The organism is Bacillus shivajii, from assembly GCF_020519665.1.
Taxonomy (GTDB): Bacteria; Bacillota; Bacilli; order Bacillales; family Salisediminibacteriaceae; genus Bacillus_CA; species Bacillus_CA shivajii.
Genome location: NZ_CP084703.1, coordinates 507,084 through 526,011, shown reverse-complemented (window position 1 = coordinate 526,011; position 18,928 = coordinate 507,084). Strand labels below are relative to the sequence as shown.

Annotated in this window: 9 protein-coding genes, 8 tRNA genes and 3 rRNA genes; 2 read left to right on the top strand and 18 right to left on the bottom strand. The window is 42.5% G+C overall.

What is annotated here, in order from left to right:
* Nucleotides 1-107: 107 nt before the first annotated feature.
* The gene (gene htpG, locus LGQ02_RS02645; RefSeq protein WP_226516693.1) at nt 108-1,982 is read left to right on the top strand and encodes a molecular chaperone HtpG; all 1,875 of its coding nucleotides are present in this window, start codon (nt 108-110) and stop codon (nt 1,980-1,982) included.
* Nucleotides 1,983-2,104: 122 nt separating this feature from the next.
* Here the strand turns inward: htpG and LGQ02_RS02640 are convergent, their stop codons facing one another.
* From LGQ02_RS02640 to LGQ02_RS02610, 7 genes are all read right to left on the bottom strand, one after another.
* Nucleotides 2,105-4,339 (bottom strand): hypothetical protein, encoded by a 2,235-nt coding sequence (locus tag LGQ02_RS02640; RefSeq protein WP_226516692.1) that lies wholly within the window; start codon nt 4,337-4,339, stop codon nt 2,105-2,107.
* Nucleotides 4,340-5,358: 1,019 nt separating this feature from the next.
* Complete coding sequence (gene tsaD / locus LGQ02_RS02635; protein WP_226518194.1) at nt 5,359-6,366, bottom strand: tRNA (adenosine(37)-N6)-threonylcarbamoyltransferase complex transferase subunit TsaD; 1,008 nt, start codon at nt 6,364-6,366, stop codon at nt 5,359-5,361.
* A gap of 2 nt (nt 6,367-6,368) precedes the next feature.
* Nucleotides 6,369-6,821 (bottom strand): ribosomal protein S18-alanine N-acetyltransferase, encoded by a 453-nt coding sequence (gene rimI, locus LGQ02_RS02630; protein WP_226516691.1) that lies wholly within the window; start codon nt 6,819-6,821, stop codon nt 6,369-6,371.
* A gap of 24 nt (nt 6,822-6,845) precedes the next feature.
* The gene (gene tsaB / locus LGQ02_RS02625; RefSeq protein ID WP_226516690.1) at nt 6,846-7,544 is read right to left on the bottom strand and encodes a tRNA (adenosine(37)-N6)-threonylcarbamoyltransferase complex dimerization subunit type 1 TsaB; all 699 of its coding nucleotides are present in this window, start codon (nt 7,542-7,544) and stop codon (nt 6,846-6,848) included.
* Nucleotides 7,541-7,999, bottom strand: a complete 459-nt coding sequence (tsaE, locus tag LGQ02_RS02620; RefSeq protein WP_226516689.1) for a tRNA (adenosine(37)-N6)-threonylcarbamoyltransferase complex ATPase subunit type 1 TsaE — start codon at nt 7,997-7,999, stop codon at nt 7,541-7,543. The genes tsaB and tsaE overlap by 4 nt, the downstream gene beginning before the upstream one ends.
* A 19-nt stretch (nt 8,000-8,018) precedes the next feature.
* Nucleotides 8,019-9,002: a thiamine-phosphate kinase gene (gene thiL / locus LGQ02_RS02615; RefSeq protein WP_226516688.1), complete on the bottom strand. Its 984-nt coding sequence runs from the start codon at nt 9,000-9,002 to the stop codon at nt 8,019-8,021.
* A 674-nt stretch (nt 9,003-9,676) separates the two neighbouring features.
* Complete coding sequence (locus LGQ02_RS02610) at nt 9,677-10,816, bottom strand: trans-sulfuration enzyme family protein (protein WP_226516687.1); 1,140 nt, start codon at nt 10,814-10,816, stop codon at nt 9,677-9,679.
* 184 nt (nt 10,817-11,000) lie between these two features.
* Here LGQ02_RS02610 and LGQ02_RS02605 point away from each other — a divergent pair, with 184 nt between their 5' ends.
* Nucleotides 11,001-11,786: a hypothetical protein gene (locus LGQ02_RS02605; RefSeq protein WP_226516686.1), complete on the top strand. Its 786-nt coding sequence runs from the start codon at nt 11,001-11,003 to the stop codon at nt 11,784-11,786.
* Between the two features lie 955 nt (nt 11,787-12,741).
* Here the strand turns inward: LGQ02_RS02605 and rrf are convergent.
* The 11 genes from rrf to LGQ02_RS02550 all read right to left on the bottom strand — a co-directional run bounded on the left by rrf (nt 12,742) and on the right by LGQ02_RS02550 (nt 18,884).
* A 5S ribosomal RNA gene (gene rrf, locus LGQ02_RS02600) occupies nt 12,742-12,858 on the bottom strand.
* A gap of 83 nt (nt 12,859-12,941) precedes the next feature.
* Nucleotides 12,942-15,877 (bottom strand): 23S ribosomal RNA (locus tag LGQ02_RS02595).
* Nucleotides 15,878-16,303: 426 nt separating this feature from the next.
* Nucleotides 16,304-17,858, bottom strand: a 16S ribosomal RNA gene (locus tag LGQ02_RS02590).
* The 16S, 23S and 5S rRNA genes sit together here with 8 tRNA genes alongside, the layout of an rRNA operon.
* A gap of 147 nt (nt 17,859-18,005) precedes the next feature.
* Nucleotides 18,006-18,082: transfer RNA gene (locus LGQ02_RS02585), tRNA-Ile, on the bottom strand.
* A gap of 68 nt (nt 18,083-18,150) precedes the next feature.
* Nucleotides 18,151-18,224: transfer RNA gene (locus LGQ02_RS02580), tRNA-Gly, on the bottom strand.
* Nucleotides 18,225-18,268: 44 nt separating this feature from the next.
* Nucleotides 18,269-18,345 (bottom strand) — tRNA-Pro (locus LGQ02_RS02575).
* Between the two features lie 45 nt (nt 18,346-18,390).
* Nucleotides 18,391-18,467, bottom strand: a tRNA-Arg gene (locus LGQ02_RS02570).
* A gap of 23 nt (nt 18,468-18,490) precedes the next feature.
* Nucleotides 18,491-18,576 (bottom strand) — tRNA-Leu (locus tag LGQ02_RS02565).
* A gap of 22 nt (nt 18,577-18,598) precedes the next feature.
* Nucleotides 18,599-18,683, bottom strand: a tRNA-Leu gene (locus LGQ02_RS02560).
* 18 nt (nt 18,684-18,701) lie between these two features.
* Nucleotides 18,702-18,777 (bottom strand) — tRNA-Asp (locus tag LGQ02_RS02555).
* Between the two features lie 31 nt (nt 18,778-18,808).
* Nucleotides 18,809-18,884: transfer RNA gene (locus LGQ02_RS02550), tRNA-Val, on the bottom strand.
* Nucleotides 18,885-18,928 lie beyond the last annotated feature (44 nt).

The window sequence follows — 18,928 nt, the reverse complement described above, 5'->3', positions numbered from 1 at the left end:
ACAATAAACAGGAAATCAGTAAAATAACAATTGAATTAGCACTCAGTGGTCTAGAGTGCTAAAAACGATTCAGTCTCAAATAATTTACATATAAAGGGGTAATGAAGATGCCGAAAATGGAATTTAAAGCAGAATCTAAACGTCTCTTAGAAATGATGGTTAACTCCATTTACTCACAAAAGGAAATTTTTCTGCGTGAGATTATCTCTAATGCGAGTGACGCAATTGATAAAATGTACTACAAAGCGCTAACAGATGACGCCATCAATTTTGACCAAGATAACTTTTATATTAAAGTAACATCAAACAAAGATGATCGCACATTAACGATTACCGATACTGGAATTGGGATGACAAAGGACGAGCTTGAGGAAAACTTAGGAACGATTGCAAAAAGTGGCTCTCTTGCATTTAAAAACGAAAATGAAATGAAAGACGATCACGATATTATCGGTCAATTTGGTGTTGGCTTCTACTCTTCTTTCATGGTCGCAGAAAAGGTAACTGTTGTAACAAAAGCATATGGCAGTGACGAAGCATATCGCTGGGAGTCAGACGGTGTTGAAGGCTATACGATCGAGCCTTGTGAAAAAGCTGAAATTGGAACGACAATTACCATCTACTTAAAAGAAAACGAAGAAGAAGAAAACTACGACGAATTTTTAGAAGAGTCCCGTCTAAAAAACATTATTAAAAAGTACTCTGACTTCATCCGTTATCCAATTAAAATGGATGTCACTGTTCACGAGCCGAAAGAAGACGATTCTGAAGAAACAGTAGAAACGATCGAAGAACAAACGGTAAATAGTATGGTTCCAATTTGGCGTAAAAATAAAAGCGAGTTAACAGACGAAGATTACGAAAACTTCTATCAAGAAAAGCGCTACGGTTTCGATAAACCGCTAAAGCACATTCATATTAATGTTGATGGGACGATCCGCTACAATGCGATCTTATTCATTCCGGAAACGATTCCGTTTGATTATTACTCAAAAGAGTTCGAAAAAGGGTTAGAGCTATATTCTAGCGGCGTGTTAATTATGGACAAGTGTTCAGATCTTTTACCTGACTATTTCGGCTTCGTGAAAGGAATGGTTGACTCAGAAGATCTTTCTTTAAATATTTCACGTGAAATCTTACAACAAGATCGCCAGCTAAAAGCAATTTCGAAAAACATTAAGAACAAAATTAAAAACGAATTAAAATCACTACTTAAAAATGAACGTGAAAAATACGAGAAGTTTTATGAATCATTTGGTCGTCAGTTAAAATATGGCGTTTATAGTGATTTCGGTCAAAATAAAGGTGATTTGCAAGACCTACTAATGTTCTATTCTTCAACTGAAAAGAAACTTGTTACATTAGAAGAGTACGTATCACGTATGCCAGAAGAGCAAAAGTACATTTACTATGCAACTGGTGATTCTTACGATCGTATTGAAAAGCTTCCTCAAACTGAGCTCGTTGCAGATAATGGCTATGAAATTCTCTATTTCACTGAAGACGTTGATGAGTTCGCGATTAAAATGTTAATGAGCTATCAAGAAAAAGAATTCAAATCCGTCTCTAGTGGTGATTTAGGCCTTGATTCAGACGACGATAAAAATGAGGAAGAAACAACAGAACATAAAGAACTGTTTGAAGAAATGAAGTCTGTTCTTGGAGAAAAAGTAAAAGATGTCCGCGTTTCTAAGCGACTAAAATCACACCCAGTCTGCTTAACGGCTGAAGGTGAAGTCACAATTGAAATGGAAAAAGTATTACAAAACATGCCAGAAAACCAACATGTAAAAGCAGATAAAGTGTTAGAGATTAACCATAGTCATGACATTTTCAATTCACTAAAGCAAGCCTTTGAAAACGATAAAGAGAAGTTTAACCTTTATACAAATTTACTATACAACCAAGCGCTACTTATTGAAGGCTTGCCACTCGAAGACCCAGTCGCTTTCACAAATGACATGAGTAAGATTATGAATTAAATGCTTGAAGCCCTGATGAACCATATTCATCAGGGCTTTTATTATTATTGTTTACATTTTTTCGTAAAATTTTGTTTTCCCGTAATTTAAAACGATTAACATTATATTCAAGCTTGTATTCGTTACTTCTCCACCTCAGTTTTAATCGACCAACCGTAACAAACACAGAGTGTGATAAACATCGATGTAGCTGCTGCGACGATGCCTGAATCATTTAAGAAAAGCAAGGCAATTGAAGCTACAATTCCAAGGTGAACGAGTAACGCTTGTAGATCGTCTAAGCTTCCTTTCCTTTTTCGCCACATCATCATCCCAATCAAAAAGTAACTCGTAATAAATAACTGTGTCCAATAAGAGATTCGAAAGATCTTCCAATTCATCTCAAGTTTCCTTTGAATGATTTGAAATATCCCTTTAAAATCACCACTAAACAGCTGCTGGAATGCTCGAGAAATATGGGTTTCAGACGGTCCTAGTTGAAGTGCAAATAAAATGGCAAAAAGAGTTATTCCACCTACTAAGACCGCTCCAAAAATAACCTCCATACTTCGTTTTTTCAAATATCGCTGGTAAAGGAAAAATAAAAGAACAGCTCCGACAGATATGCTCGCTCCTGCATTTGCACCTAAAGAAGAATGTGCAAGAAACACAAATAATACGGTAATCAGCATAAAAAAGACCATTGAACTCAACCGTAAATAAATATTCATCCTTTGTTTTTCTTTTAGCCACCGTAATAGGGGATACATCATAAACAAGCCGCTTGCTATATAAATGCCTGCAAACTCATTTCCAATCCCATAATACCTTGCCCCAATTACCGGATCATACCCTAAAAATGAACGTTGGATCAGAAAGTAGCCAGTCATGAGATCAATCGACAATGCGAAAAAAAACAAAAAGCATGCGATGCTAAAAGGATGTTTGGCCAGTTTTTTTAGTACAATCGCGCTAAATACACTAGCGAAAATAATAAAAACGACATATAAAAATGCTGGTATTCGTACACCTATGGGTGAGCTAATTAAAAACCACAGCGGTGAGAACACGCCGCTTAATAATAAAATTTCTGCTCGTTTCCTCCAAAGTTCAGTTTGATTCATCAGCCAGATCATCAACGACACTGTAATTAGCAATATAACAAGACCAGAAACATAACTTGAGAGTACTTTCGCTCGTTCTGCAAACACGTGATTGATTTCACCTAAACGGTCTTTAAAACTTTGATAACTCGTGGTTTTTTGTGGATAAGTTCTTTTTTCAATAGGGGATCCTACTGAATCAATCGTCGTATCATCCACATTTAGCGATGAAGCCCAGCTTACCGTCAAATCTGTATGACTAATAAGTGAATCTCTACGTGTTGTATGTGAATAAATAAATGTATCATTACCTAAGTCGCTTCCCCAAATCCACAAAGGAGCGAGCTGATTTTTTCCTGTGTATGCATTGTTATTGATATACGGGGATAAAAACCACACCTCTCCTTCCACGTGCTTTGTAGCTTGCCGTAACAACTGTTCCAAGTTTTTTAAAGTCCTTTCATATTGCTCGTTAAAAAACTCTTTTGTCATAAGCCGTTGTTCTTCCATTAAAAAATGTAAGTCTCCCCATTCGATAACTGTAAAAGTTTGTGGATAACTTTTTTGAATGTTAGTAACTTTCCCAATTGTTTTTTCGACACTTAAAGAAGTTCTTATCGGAATCTGAAGATCAGTGTCGTTTTCTTGTTGAATCATCCCATTTGCATTCCCGCTCTGATCAATCGTAATTAAAGTACCGTACCTCACTTTCTCCTCACTTGTATCAGCGTTTCCGATCACATAAGTGTACACACCATGCTCATTTAAACGCTCACCAAACGTTCCAACTTTTGGTGAGAAACTTGCTTTATTATTCTTATCCACAAGCAAGTGGAAAAACGGATGAACAAGACTACTTTTCGGTTGTTGACCTGTCCAACTTAAAACAAGGTTTTCTGCAAGAGTCCCATTCACTTCTTCCTCTCGTTCAAAGGCATTCCAGCCTTGCACACCTAACGCACGCTTTCCTGTACTGATAGAGACCATATTATTTAAGTAAGAGTATGTACCATCAGCTTTAACATTAAGAGCTGCATAGGCACCACTTTTCCACAATTGGCTCTCTTCTGTATTTTCAATAAGCCAATCTAATTCTTCAAATGAGAAACTAGGTACAAAAATAACTGTTATATGATTGTCTAATTGAGCTTCAGTCTCACTACAAGCTGCTTTTTCAGCGACAACTGTTAATAACATCGTTAATATAACAGCAATAGTAATATATCTTGCACAATAAATTGAGCTAACCTTGTATATTTTCTGACATATCCACATCTTCCACAACCCTATCCACATGATTTATCCATATTTCACAAGGATAATAATACTTATTCACAAAAACAACCACTTATCCACAGTTAAATTGTTAACAACTTAATTAGTCATATTTCAACATATTTTTTACTTTTCCCCATTATCCACAGTTTGTGCATAACATGTTATTAACAAGATCATACATTCGCCTTTTTTTAGTATAGGCTATATTGAATCAATTTCATAACTCAAAATATGAAGCGATATTCCGAATGATGAGTGTGAACTTCACTTCAGACGGACGCTTTCCCGAGGGCTTGTCTTCAGCTAACTTAGGCTCGACAACTCTTCGCCTAAGTGGATCTTCAGACTGCACTGATCCTCAGGGAGTCGCCGTCTTTTGTTACGTTCACTTTCAAATAAAACGTACATTTAATGAAATATTTATAATATCATTCGTTTCATTGCGCAAAAAACATAATTATGAAATTGATTCGCTATATTACATAAAGTTTAATGCCTCTTCCTCTAAAATCCATAAATTTATAGTGTATTTGTCTTTATAGAGCTAGTGTTGTTTTGTGCTTCGCTATCGGTGGATGCTTTCAGCTCTAGACACAAGTGCGACATCAACCATGGCGAATGAAAATAAGTTTTGATTGAATGAGCGAGGTCCACGAGACTCCTGTGGGAATAGCAACGAACAAAGCTTCGTCGAACCACGGTGAGCTGCGCCGACGCATCAAGCTACGTAGCATAGCTAGAAGAGGAAGAAGCAATTTAGCCCGTTGATCCAACATGACGATAGTCATGTTTAGCTGAGGCATTGCCCACGGTAAAGAAGACACTGCGATAGCAAGTGGAACGTAGCTAGAGCAGATGTCGCACTTATGCCTTGAGGTGAAAGCGAGTGGACAAAAGCGAATAATTCATTATTAAACTTCTTTTCATGGCATCGTAAGTAAAAAAACCTTCTTATCCTATTGTGGACAAGAAGGCGTTGCTTTAAAAGGTAAAAAACAGGTTTGTAAGTTAAACAATTATAGTTGTTTTCCTGGCTGACCATTTAAACGGTCATCAGATCTGACACCTTGTTCATACAAAATCGTTCCAGCTGCTGCAATCATTGCTGCATTATCTGTACATAACGATAACGGAGGAATCGTTACATGTATCCCTTTTTCTTCACAAGCTTCTGTAAGCCTTTCACGTAACCCTTTATTTGCAGCGACACCACCGGCGAGTAATAGATGTTTAACTCCCTTTTCTTCAGCTGCTTTCATCGTCTTTGTTACTAACACATCAATAACACTTTCTTGAAAACTAGCTGCAATGTTTTCCACAGGTAAATCTTCATTACGTTGTTTTGCATTGTGTAACTTGTTAATAACAGATGATTTTAATCCACTGAAACTAAAATCATATGAACCTTCCTCAAGCCAAGCACGAGGAAAGTCGATGCTTGCTTCTCCTTCATGAGCAAGTCTGTCAATATGGGGGCCTCCAGGATACGGTAACCCTAACGTTCTTGCTACTTTATCGTATGCCTCACCTACTGCATCATCTCTCGTTTCACCAATTACGTGAAATGAAGCATGTTCATCCATATAAATAAGTTCAGTATGCCCCCCAGAAACGACAAGCGTAAGGAGAGGAAATTCAAGCTCTTTAACGATATGATTCGCATAAATATGTCCAGCAATATGGTGAACACCGATCAGTGGCTTGTTTTGGGCAAAAGCAATCGCTTTAGCCGCATTTACACCAACGAGTAGTGCACCAACTAAGCCAGGCCCTTCCGTTACTGCGATCCCATCAATATCGTCAAATGTTACTTCTGCTTTTTTCATCGCTTCTTCTACAATAAATGTAATTTGCTCTACATGATGGCGTGAAGCGATTTCTGGCACAACCCCACCAAATCGTTTATGACTTTCAATTTGTGAAGAAACGACATTACTTAAAATCTCTCGGCCATTTTTTACGACAGCCACTGACGTTTCATCACAGCTCGTTTCTATTCCTAATATGATTGTTTGATTATTCATTGTCATGATAAATTCACCCACATTATTTGTGCATCTTCTTGATTATCTGTGTAATAGTTTTTCCGTATGCCACCTGCAACAAAACCAAGTTTTTCATATAACTTTTGCGCTGCCTCATTCGAAACACGAACTTCAAGGGTCAGCTTATTGGCTCCTAATGTTTTCGCCATATTCATTGAACCTAATAACAATTGCTCTCCAATCCCTCTTCTACGACAAGATGAGTGGATCGCAACATTTGTGATGTGGGCTTCATCGACAATGACCCAAACACCACAATAACCGATTACTTTCCCTTCTAATGATGCAACTAAATAGTAAGCAAACTGGTTTGTTGTTAACTCATTCAGAAATGCACTTCTACTCCAAGGAGATGGGAAACAGTCATGTTCCACCTCTAACACTTCGTCTAAATCTTCTTCTTTCATAAAACGAATGACAATCTCTTCCCCCATAGTATAGCCGCCTTACTAATTAGTTTACTTTTGTTTATTTTCAGCTAACCATTTCGCCTCTGCTTCTGCCAAACGTAAGTAGTTAGGTGAAAATAAATGTGTAAATTGATCTACTTCTTTTTTTGAACCAATATAAGCTAGTTCACTCGGTCGCGGATAAGTGATTGCTGGTTCCGCTATATGAGCACGGTCACCTAGCAACGATCGAACGACCTCTTCTTGCTTTTCCATTTCTGGGCTGATAAATATGATATCCTCGTCTAATTGTTTCATATCTTCTAACCATTCTTTATGTTGAATGATCTGATCTTCTTTTTTCTGAACAATGCTGCCACCTTCATATTGATAGAGCCCTGTGAAAACTTGTCCACGTCTCGCATCGATAAATGGAGAGATCACCCCAGGAAAGTACTTTCCGTTTTGTGCCATGACCTCAATACTTGATACCCCCACAACAGGAATGTTCAATGACCATGCCATCGTCTTCGCCGTTGTCACGCCAATTCTCACTCCGGTGTAAGAACCCGGACCTTCATTAACAACAATCCGATCCAAATCTTTCGGACTCATCTCTATTTCTTCCATTAACGTTCGGATCGCTGGCATAAGTCTCAGTGAATGATTCTTCTTTATATGTGTAACAAATTCTCCAGCAACTTTACCTTCTGTTAAAACTGCAACACCCATCACATACGTTGATGTATCAATCGCTAATACATTCATGATTCCAAAATCTCCTTGCATATGTTTTCATATCTTTCTCCATGTGGATAAAAAGATAGTCGTCTCTCTGTTTCGCCATCATGCTTAATGACAATTTCTAACCTTTCATCAGGCAACTGTTCTTCAATCATACTTGGCCACTCGACAACAGTCACTCCTTCTCCTTCGAAGTAATCATCTAACCCTAAGTCTTCCATTTCATCTTCTAACCGATATGCATCCATATGGTAAAGTGGAAGGCGTCCGACATATTCCTTCATAATGGTAAACGTCGGGCTATTCACATTACGTTTAATTCCAAGACCTTTTGCAAGTCCTTTCGTGAAACTCGTCTTCCCAGCCCCTAAGTCACCTTCAAGTGTCAGGACAGTCCCCTTTTCGAGAAGGGCTGCGATTTGTTTTGCCAACTCCCAAGTTTCTTGTTCTGAATGAGATGTATATCTCCACTGATTCATTTTCGTTCTGCCTCCAAATTTACAAGTGGTCATAACCCGTATTCTTGAGCTCACTTTTCACGCCATCTTTGATAAGAAATACTTGTCCATGTCCACGTTCAACATAACCTATTTTTTTCACCTTCAGCTGCTTTCGTTCAAATGCTTCAACAACTTTTGGCCAATCATGACGACTAACCGTTCCAACGAGCTGAAAATCTTCACCGCCGTACAACATCCATGACTCTTGTTTATCTTCCGTTGCTTTCGATATGAGTGGCGCTTTCTCAAGCTCATCCCGTTCTATACAAATGTTTACATGACTGGCATCTGCAATTTCTTTCGCTTCACTAGCAAGTCCGTCACTGACATCATTTAGTGCGACACGCCAATTATGATTTATTAAAATACGTCCAGCCTCTACCTGTGGTTGAGGTTGTTGATGCGCCTCGATATACGGCTTCCAGTCTGTCTTATCCATCGCCGTATGTCCGTGTTCTAATAGTTTCTCTAACCCGAAAGCAGATAACCCTAACTGACCAGTTGTAAACAAAACGTCACCAGGTTTAGCACTTGAACGTAGAAGAGCCGCGTTTTTCTCAACCTTCCCGATTACCGTCACAGTGAGTACAAGATTACTTGATGTAGACACTGTGTCACCACCGATTAAGTCCATCCCATAAGAATCACCGATTTCTTTTAACCCTTTATATAGAATATCAAGTTCATCTTTTTTCCACCCTTGTTTCGGAATGGCAATCGATACGAGATAATATTGCGGAATTGCGCCCATCGCAGCTAAGTCACTAATGTTAACAGCTAGCGCCTTATAACCAATGGATTGGATCGGCATTGTTTCCTTTGTAAAATGGACACCTTCTACCATTGTGTCCACTGCTAGGACCGAGTCAAACTTGTCATCTGATTCAACAACAGCGGCATCATCGCCGATTCCTGTTTTCACAGTCGGTTGGTGATGAGAGGTCGGTTTGACAGATTTAATCCAATTCAATTCATTGTTCATAAGACCACCTACTTTCTATTATTGCTATATTTGCATCATTTCCAAATATAAGAGACTTCTTACCTCTTTTCACCGTTCTTCATTATATCAAATAAAAGATTCATAAAACAGAACTGCCTTTTCTTTTTGGCTATTTACTAAAAGATTGTTGATTTTAGTAAAGTTAATCTCTCGAACTCGTTACAGGCAGACGCTTTCCGCGGGCACGGTCTCAACTTCCCAAAACTCACCATGTTCCTTTTGGGTGATTTTCAGCTCGTGCTGTTCCCGCTGGAGTCGCCGCCTTCCACTCTTCGAATTTATAAAAAATAACACTCTTTATCTGCAACGAGTAATCGCAGAAGCAACGAACGCCACAACACTGACTAAGCTATGAGTTGTGCCGACGGATCCTCATCAAAGAATCAGCTGTTAGTGGAAGGCACAACAAGCATTCGCTTCGCCAAATATACTTCGAGCTGCCTCGACGCATCATTTTCGAAGAAGTGCTTGAAGAGGAAGAGGCACCTAGTCTGCGACGAGCAAGCGTAGTGGCACAGAAGCAATCTATGCGAAAAGAGCCTTCTTTTTTCATAACTTGTTATCAACTTCATCTTTGTTTGAAGAATGATAAGACTGCATTTTTTCATAAAGAAAACGGTACGGATCGGATCCGTATACCGTCTTAATGAACCTTATTTGAATTCAGCAGAAGCAAGTGCTTTATTAAAAACATCAATAATATCTTCTTCATCTTCAATCCCAACTGATATCCGTACCATTGATGCTGTTACACCTAACCGCTCTCTTGTTTCTTCAGGTAACGGACGGTGGGATGTGCCGACTGGATATGTCACACTCGTTTCAACACCTGCTAGAGTTGGAACAACCTTGACCCAATCTAACTGTCTAAAAAATTCATAAACATCGCTGCCATCTGCTAAATCAATCGTTACAATGGCACCGTTTCCTTTATCAGAAGCATGTTTTGGGTAAAAAACTTGTTTAACTTGCGGTTTGTCACGTAATACTTCTGCTAAAACTGATGCGTTCCTGCATTGTTTTTCCATCCGTAAACTTAATGTCTTTAGTCCTCTCGTAGCGAGCCAACCATCAAAAGGGCCAAGGTTACTTCCTAAATGAACGACCTTTGACTTTGCCTTTTCCATTAACTCTCGGTTTCCAGTTAACACACCAGCTGATAAATCACTATGTCCACCAATATATTTTGTTGCACTGTGAACAACAAGATCCACTTCATATTCATGTGGACGAATTAAATAAGGCGTTGCAAACGTATTATCTACCATCGTCTTTAACCCGTATTTTTTGGCTAATTCAGTAAACCTTTGCAAATCTTCGACTCTAAGCAGTGGATTTGTAATCGATTCCGTATATAGCAAAACGGTTTCGTCTCGTATTTCTTTTTCTACTGCATCGATGTTTTCAAAGTTAACAAAACTCACGTCGATATTAAAATCGGCCAGTTCATGAGCAAATAATTGATATGTACCACCGTAGAGATCCTCTGTGGCAATAATGTGGTCTCCTGATTTAGCTATAGCTAATACCCCAGCTAAAATCGCCGAAATCCCAGAAGACGTTGCCACACCCATTTCTGCCCCTTCAAGGTCTGCAACCCCTTTGCCTAAATCATCTGTGTTCGGATTTCCCATTCGAGTATACAAGTAATCTTTTTTTCCTTGAAAAAAGTTTTCCATATCATCTAAATCTTGAAAGGAAAATGCAGATGTTTGATAAATCGGCTTCGTTTTACTTATTTCATTTGACTCTAGTTTTTCCTGAAAATGAACATTTTTCGTTTGGAAACGCATAATTATTCTCCTTTCATAGCTACCTTTTTCTTATCATACTGAATGTAAGTCTCTGTAACAAGAAAAGTCACTTTTTCTAACTTTTTTCACCTTAATTAATGTAAAAATGATCATACCTTCTATTTCCATTCCTTGTTCACTGTTACAATGAAACTATGACCAAATTTTGTAAAGGGGAATGTTTATGATTTATAAAGGTTTTAAAACATTGACTGAATATACATCTATTGCCCTGTATCCGATCATGATCGATTTTCTTTCATTCATGATTGCATTTATTGTATACGGCTTTCATTATCACTCAACCATTTCCTTTAAGTTTTCAATTAACCCTGGCCTTCCATCCATTTCTGACCTATTAGAAAATCCTAATGTCATCCATTCAGTTAATTTTAGCTTAGATGGCGCTAATAGTTTAGGTAGTTTCTCACTTCTCATTATTTTCATGTTCATCTTTCTTGCATTTATAGAAGGCGGGTTCATAGGTTTATTGCACAAAGGTGCCAGAGGCGAGGATGCTAATTTTCATATTTTCTTAAGGTACGGAAAAAAACATTGGCTTGATTTTATCGTCGTATTAATCATTCAATTAGCCCTCTTGTTTGTCTTATTTATTATGATGGTTCCATTTATGATTCCAGGGATATTCTTCGGCATGTTCCTTCTATTCGTGTTACGCATCTTGTTTATCTTTTGGGAATTTACAATCGTAACCGATGAACTACGACCTATCGATGCTCTAAAGAAAAGTAGATTTTACTTCAAAACTAGAATCCCTGAAACATTTGGAGTTATTTTTTCCATTCTTATATTTAACCTAATAAGCGGTCTCATTATCAATCAAATGTCTAGCCCTATCTTTTATATGATCTTTATTATTATGTACGGATATGTGGCAACAGGCTTTCAATTTGCGCTAATGCATACGTTTCACGAGTCAAAAAAAGAAGGGATCCCCAACACTTTATAAAAAATTTGGATCTTTTAAATGTATATTTTCTATCTCGAAGGGAACAATAAAGCTGTAAGAGAAAGTCTCTCTACACCTTTATCCCTTTTCTCACTCTGCAATACAGTAACTTCTTTATGAAATGATTCCCCCTTCATTTCATAAAAAACTAGGTTCGGTAATTACTGAACCTAGTTTTTTTTATCCCCTTTGGACTTCCTTTCAATCCGTTTGTCCGTGACTTTTTGGGTTTGTCCGTAACTTTTTGGATTTGTCCGTAACTTTTGGATTTGTCCGTGACTTTTTGGGTTTGTCCGTAACTTTTTGGATTTGTCCGTAACTTTTTGGATTTGTCCGTGACTTTGTGGATTTGTCCGTGACTTTTGGATTTGTCCGTGACTTTGTGGATTTGTCCGTGACTTTTGGATTTGTCCGTGACTTTTTGGGTTTGTCCGTAACTTTTTGGATTTGTCCGTAACTTTTTGGATTTGTCCGTAACTTTTTGGATTTGTCCGTAACTTTTTGGATTTGTCCGTAACTTTTTGGATTTGTCCGTAACTTTTTGGATTTGTCCGTAACTTTTTGGATTTGTCTGTAACTTTTTGGATTTGTCCGTAACTTTTTGGATTTGTCCGTAATTACGATATAAATTACTCTTTTTCCACACAAAAAAAGACACCCTCAACTGGAGGTGCCTTTGATTGCCCAGCAACGTCCTACTCTCACAGGGGGGCGCCCCCAACTACCTTCGGCACTGTTCGGCGCATGATGAACGGCGCATCTCCGCGTCATTCTCCCTCGCTCACTTCTCATGGACATCGTACATTCCGAGGCTCGCTCCGTCGATTCCTTGATCTACTTGTTCCTCATGCACCTCTTACGACTTCTCTTCATTATGCTTGTTATATCTTTCGATATAAATTCACTCTATTTTTCATACATAAAAAGACACCCTCAACTGAAGGTGCCTTTGATTGCCCAGCAACGTCCTACTCTCACAGGGGGAGAGCCCCCAACTACCATCGGCGCTGGAGAGCTTAACTTCCGTGTTCGGCATGGGAACGGGTGTGACCTCTCCGCTATCGTCACTGGACTTATGAAATTGAGAAGTATTGTACTCTCAAAACTAGATAACATTTGACTGATGACCTTCGGTCTGAAGGTTAATGTAATACTTTGGTTAAGCCCTCGATCGATTAGTATCTCTCAGCTCCACGTGTTGCCACGCTTCCACATGAGACCTATCAACCTCATCATCTCTGAGGGATCTTACTCACTTGACGTGATGGGAAATCTCATCTTGAGGGGGGCTTCATGCTTAGATGCTTTCAGCACTTATCCCGTCCACACGTAGCTACCCAGCTATGCTCTTGGCAGAACAACTGGTACACCAGCGGTGTGTCCATCCCGGTCCTCTCGTACTAAGGACAGCTCCTCTCAAATTTCCTACGCCCGCGACGGATAGGGACCGAACTGTCTCACGACGTTCTGAACCCAGCTCGCGTACCGCTTTAATGGGCGAACAGCCCAACCCTTGGGACCTACTTCAGCCCCAGGATGCGATGAGCCGACATCGAGGTGCCAAACCTCCCCGTCGATGTGGACTCTTGGGAGAGATTAGCCTGTTATCCCCAGGGTAGCTTTTATCCGTTGAGCGACGGCCCTTCCATACGGTGCCGCCGGATCACTAAGCCCGACTTTCGTCCCTGCTCGACCTGTATGTCTCGCAGTCAAGCTCCCTTATGCCTTTGCACTCTGCGAATGATTTCCAACCATTCTGAGGGAACCTTTGGGCGCCTCCGTTACTTTTTAGGAGGCGACCGCCCCAGTCAAACTGCCCACCTGACACTGTCCCTGAACCGGATCACGGTCCGAGGTTAGAATTCCAGTACAGCCAGGGTAGTATCCCACCGACGCCTCCACCGAAGCTAGCGCTCCGGCTTCCAAGGCTCCTACCTATCCTGTACAAGCTGTACCAAAATCCAATATCAAGCTACAGTAAAGCTCCATGGGGTCTTTCCGTCCTGTCGCGGGTAACCTGCATCTTCACAGGTAATATAATTTCACCGGGTCTCTCGTTGAGACAGTGCCCAAATCGTTGCACCTTTCGTGCGGGTCGGAACTTACCCGACAAGGAATTTCGCTACCTTAGGACCGTTATAGTTACGGCCGCCGTTTACTGGGGCTTCAATTCAGAGCTTCTCCCTAATGGGATAACCCCTCCTCTTAACCTTCCAGCACCGGGCAGGTGTCAGCCCCTATACTTCGCCTTGCGGCTTGGCAGAGACCTGTGTTTTTGATAAACAGTCGTTTGGGCCTATTCACTGCGGCTCTCTCGGGCGTAAACCCTAATAGAGCACCCCTTCTCCCGAAGTTACGGGGTCATTTTGCCGAGTTCCTTAACGAGAGTTCTCCCGCGCGTCTTAGAATTCTCTTCCCGCCTACCTGTGTCGGTTTGCGGTACGGGCACCAGTCACCTCGCTAGAGGCTTTTCTAGGCAGTGTAGGATCAGGAACTTCGCTACTAAAATTTCGCTCGCCATCACAGCTCAGCCTTACGGTAAGCGGATTTACCTACTTACCAGCCTAACTGCTTGGACACGGACATCCAATGCCGTGCTTACCCTACCTTCCTGCGTCCCCCCATTGCTCAAATGGTGACGTGGTGGTACAGGAATTTCAACCTGTTTTCCATCGCCTACGCCTTTCGGCCTCGGCTTAGGTCCCGACTAACCCTGAGCGGACGAGCCTTCCTCAGGAAACCTTAGGCTTTCGACGGAGGGGATTCTCACCCCTCTTTTCGCTACTCATACCGGCATTCTCACTTCCAAGCGCTCCACCCATCCTCTCGGTTGAGCTTCAACGCCCTTGGAACGCTCCCCTACCACTGTCCGTAAGGACAATCCATAGCTTCGGTGATACGTTTAGCCCCGGTACATTTTCGGCGCAGAGTCACTCGACCAGTGAGCTATTACGCACTCTTTCAATGGTGGCTGCTTCTAAGCCAACATCCTGGTTGTCTAAGCAACTCCACATCCTTTTCCACTTAACGTATACTTGGGGACCTTAGCTGATGGTCTGGGCTGTTTCCCTCTTGACTACGGATCTTAGCACTCGCAGTCTGACTCCCGAGGATAAGTATTTGGCATTCGGAGTTTGACTGAATTCGGTAATCCTGTGGGGACCCCTAGTCCAATCAGTGCTCTACCTCCAATACTCTTCCCTCGAGGCTAGCCCTAAAGCTATTTCGGGGAGAACCAGCTATTTCCGAGTTCGATTGGCATTTCACCCCTACCCACACCTCATCCCCTCACTTTTCAACGTGAGTGGGTTCGGGCCTCCATCCAGTGTTACCTGGACTTCACCCTGGACATGGGTAGATCACACGGTTTCGGGTCTACAACCACGTACTCATTCGCCCTATTCAGACTCGCTTTCGCTGCGGCTCCGTCTCTTCAACTTAACCTTGCACGTAATCGTAACTCGCCGGTTCATTCTACAAAAGGCACGCCGTCACCCATTAACGGGCTCCGACTACTTGTAGGCACACGGTTTCAAGATCTCTTTCACTCCCCTCCCGGGGTGCTTTTCACCTTTCCCTCACGGTACTGGTTCACTATCGGTCACTAGGGAGTATTTAGCCTTGGGAGATGGTCCTCCCAGATTCCGACGGGGTTTCACGTGTCCCGCCGTACTCAGGATCCACTCCGGAGGAAACGAAGTTTCGACTACAGGGCTTTTACCTTGTCCCGCGGACCTTTCCAGGTCGCTTCATCTACTCCGTTTCTTTGTAACTCCGTATGGAGTGTCCTACAACCCCAAGAGGCAAGCCTCTTGGTTTGGGCTAGTTCCGTTTCGCTCGCCGCTACTCAGGAAATCGCATTTGCTTTCTCTTCCTCTGGGTACTAAGATGTTTCAGTTCCCCAGGTCTGCCTTCTCATACCCTATGTATTCAGGTATGGATACCACCTCATTACAGGTGGTGGGTTCCCCCATTCGGAAATCTCCGGATCAAAGCTTACTTACAGCTCCCCGGAGCATATCGGTGTTCGTCCCGTCCTTCTTCGGCTCCTAGTGCCAAGGCATTCGCCGTGCGCCCTTTCTAGCTTAACCATTTTACTGCAGATCACCTTCGGATTTCTGCGTCAACTGCGCGCCTCATCATCCTCACGTACCAAAAATGTACGTTCCGGGGATTCGTCGCTTGTTTCCTTGAACTCCTTGGTGCTCTTTGTAAAACCAACTTTCTCAATTGGTTCCATCTGCGTATATGGCGTCAAATTAACCTTCTAAGACACTCGGTTGTACTCTGTCGAATCCATTACTGAATTCGTTTCAAACAACCGGTGAAGATCAATCAGTCTTAATCTGTTATCTAGTTTTCAAAGAACAATTTGCTGCAGATGATCGTCGCTCTTCTTCGTCAGCTTGATCTTCTCTGCAAAGCTATCTATCTTGAGAGACAAAAAAAAATAAACCTCTCAAAACTAAACAAAAAGCGCAAACGATCGATAAAGTAATGAGCTAATAGCTCCTTAGAAAGGAGGTGATCCATCCCCACCTTCCGGTAGGGATACCTTGTTACGACTTCACCCCAATCACCTGTCCCACCTTCGGCGGCTGGCTCCAAAAGGTTACCGCACCGACTTCGGGTGTTACAAGCTCTCGTGGTGTGACGGGCGGTGTGTACAAGGCCCGGGAACGTATTCACCGCGGCATGCTGATCCGCGATTACTAGCAATTCCGGCTTCATGCAGGCGAGTTGCAGCCTGCAATCCGAACTGAGAATGGCTTTATGGGATTCGCTCAACCTCGCGGTCTCGCTGCCCTTTGTACCATCCATTGTAGCACGTGTGTAGCCCAGGTCATAAGGGGCATGATGATTTGACGTCATCCCCACCTTCCTCCGGTTTGTCACCGGCAGTCACCTTAGAGTGCCCAACTAAATGCTGGCAACTAAGGTCAAGGGTTGCGCTCGTTGCGGGACTTAACCCAACATCTCACGACACGAGCTGACGACAACCATGCACCACCTGTCACTCTGTCCCCCGAAGGGGAAAGCCCTATCTCTAGGGTTGTCAGAGGATGTCAAGACCTGGTAAGGTTCTTCGCGTTGCTTCGAATTAAACCACATGCTCCACTGCTTGTGCGGGCCCCCGTCAATTCCTTTGAGTTTCAGCCTTGCGGCCGTACTCCCCAGGCGGAGTGCTTAATGTGTTAACTTCGGCACTAAGGGCATCGAAACCCCTAACACCTAGCACTCAACGTTTACGGCGTGGACTACCAGGGTATCTAATCCTGTTTGCTCCCCACGCTTTCGCGCCTCAGCGTCAGTTGTAGGCCAGAAAGTCGCCTTCGCCACTGGTGTTCCTCCACATATCTACGCATTTCACCGCTACACGTGGAATTCCACTTTCCTCTCCTACACTCAAGTCCCCCAGTTTCCAATGACCCTCCACGGTTGAGCCGTGGGCTTTCACATCAGACTTAAGAGACCGCCTGCGCGCGCTTTACGCCCAATAATTCCGGACAACGCTTGCCCCCTACGTATTACCGCGGCTGCTGGCACGTAGTTAGCCGGGGCTTTCTGGTTAGGTACCGTCAAGGTGCCGCCCTATTCGAACGGCACTTGTTCTTCCCTAACAACAGAGCTTTACAATCCGAAGACCGTCATCACTCACGCGGCGTTGCACCGTCAGGCTTTCGCCCATTGCGGATGATTCCCTACTGCTGCCTCCCGTAGGAGTCTGGACCGTGTCTCAGTTCCAGTGTGGCCGATCACCCTCTCAGGTCGGCTACGCATCGTCGCCTTGGTAAGCTCTTACCTCACCAACTAGCTAATGCGCCGCGGGCCCATCTTACAGTGTTAGGATAAATCCCAACTTTTACAATAGAGTCATGCGACTCTATTGGTCATCTGGTATTAGCCCCGGTTTCCCGGAGTTATCCCAGTCTGTAAGGCAGGTTGCCCACGTGTTACTCACCCGTCCGCCGCTGACCTCATAAAAGTAAACTTTTAATTGGTCCGCTCGACTTGCATGTATTAGGCACGCCGCCAGCGTTCGTCCTGAGCCAGGATCAAACTCTCCAATAAATTGTGATGAAAAAATCATCTTAAGAGTTTAATGTCTCTGACATCAAAAAAAAAAAAAAAAAAAAAAAAAAAAAAAAAATTCATTGACGGGATATTTTTATATCCCATTTCGCTTGGCTTTTTGTTTAGTTTTCAAAGGTCAATATATGGTGGGCCTGAGTGGACTCGAACCACCGACCTCACGCTTATCAGGCGTGCGCTCTAACCAGCTGAGCTACAGGCCCTCAAGCAACATTAACTACTATATCATCGATAAGATAATGATGCAAGAGTTATTTTAAAATAATTTTCATGGAGCGGGTGATGAGAATCGAACTCACGACATCAGCTTGGAAGGCTGAGGTTTTACCACTAAACTACACCCGCATATATTATAAATGACTACCTTATTATAAAACACTGAAATATCCTGGTCGGGAAGACAGGATTTGAACCTGCGACCCCTTGGTCCCAAACCAAGTGCTCTGCCAAGCTGAGCTACTTCCCGTATTATTTTTCGGATTAGCGCTGACAACTGATAAGAGATAGTTAATGGCGCGCCCGAGAGGAGTCGAACCCCTAACCTTTTGATCCGTAGTCAAACGCTCTATCCAATTGAGCTACGGGCGCCTATATTAGGCTGTTATATAAAATGGTGCGGTCGAGAGGATTTGAACCTCCACGGGGTCGCCCCCACTAGGCCCTCAACCTAGCGCGTCTGCCGTTCCGCCACGACCGCAACAAATGAAAGATTATTATAATGGTGCGGGTGGAGGGAGTCGAACCCCCACGCCCGAAGGCACTAGATCCTAAGTCTAGCGCGTCTGCCAATTCCGCCACACCCGCACACTAAAATAAAAAAAATGGCGGTCCCGACGGGAATCGAACCCGCGATCTCCTGCGTGACAGGCAGGCATGTTAACCGCTACACCACGGGACCACACTATTTGACGTCTATTATATTTAATTAATGGTGGAGGATGGCGGGCTCGAACCACCGACCCCTTGCTTGTAAGGCAAGTGCTCTCCCAACTGAGCTAATCCTCCCTATTTGTTTGAAATAAGCGGCGAATCTCTTTGTCAGATGCGCT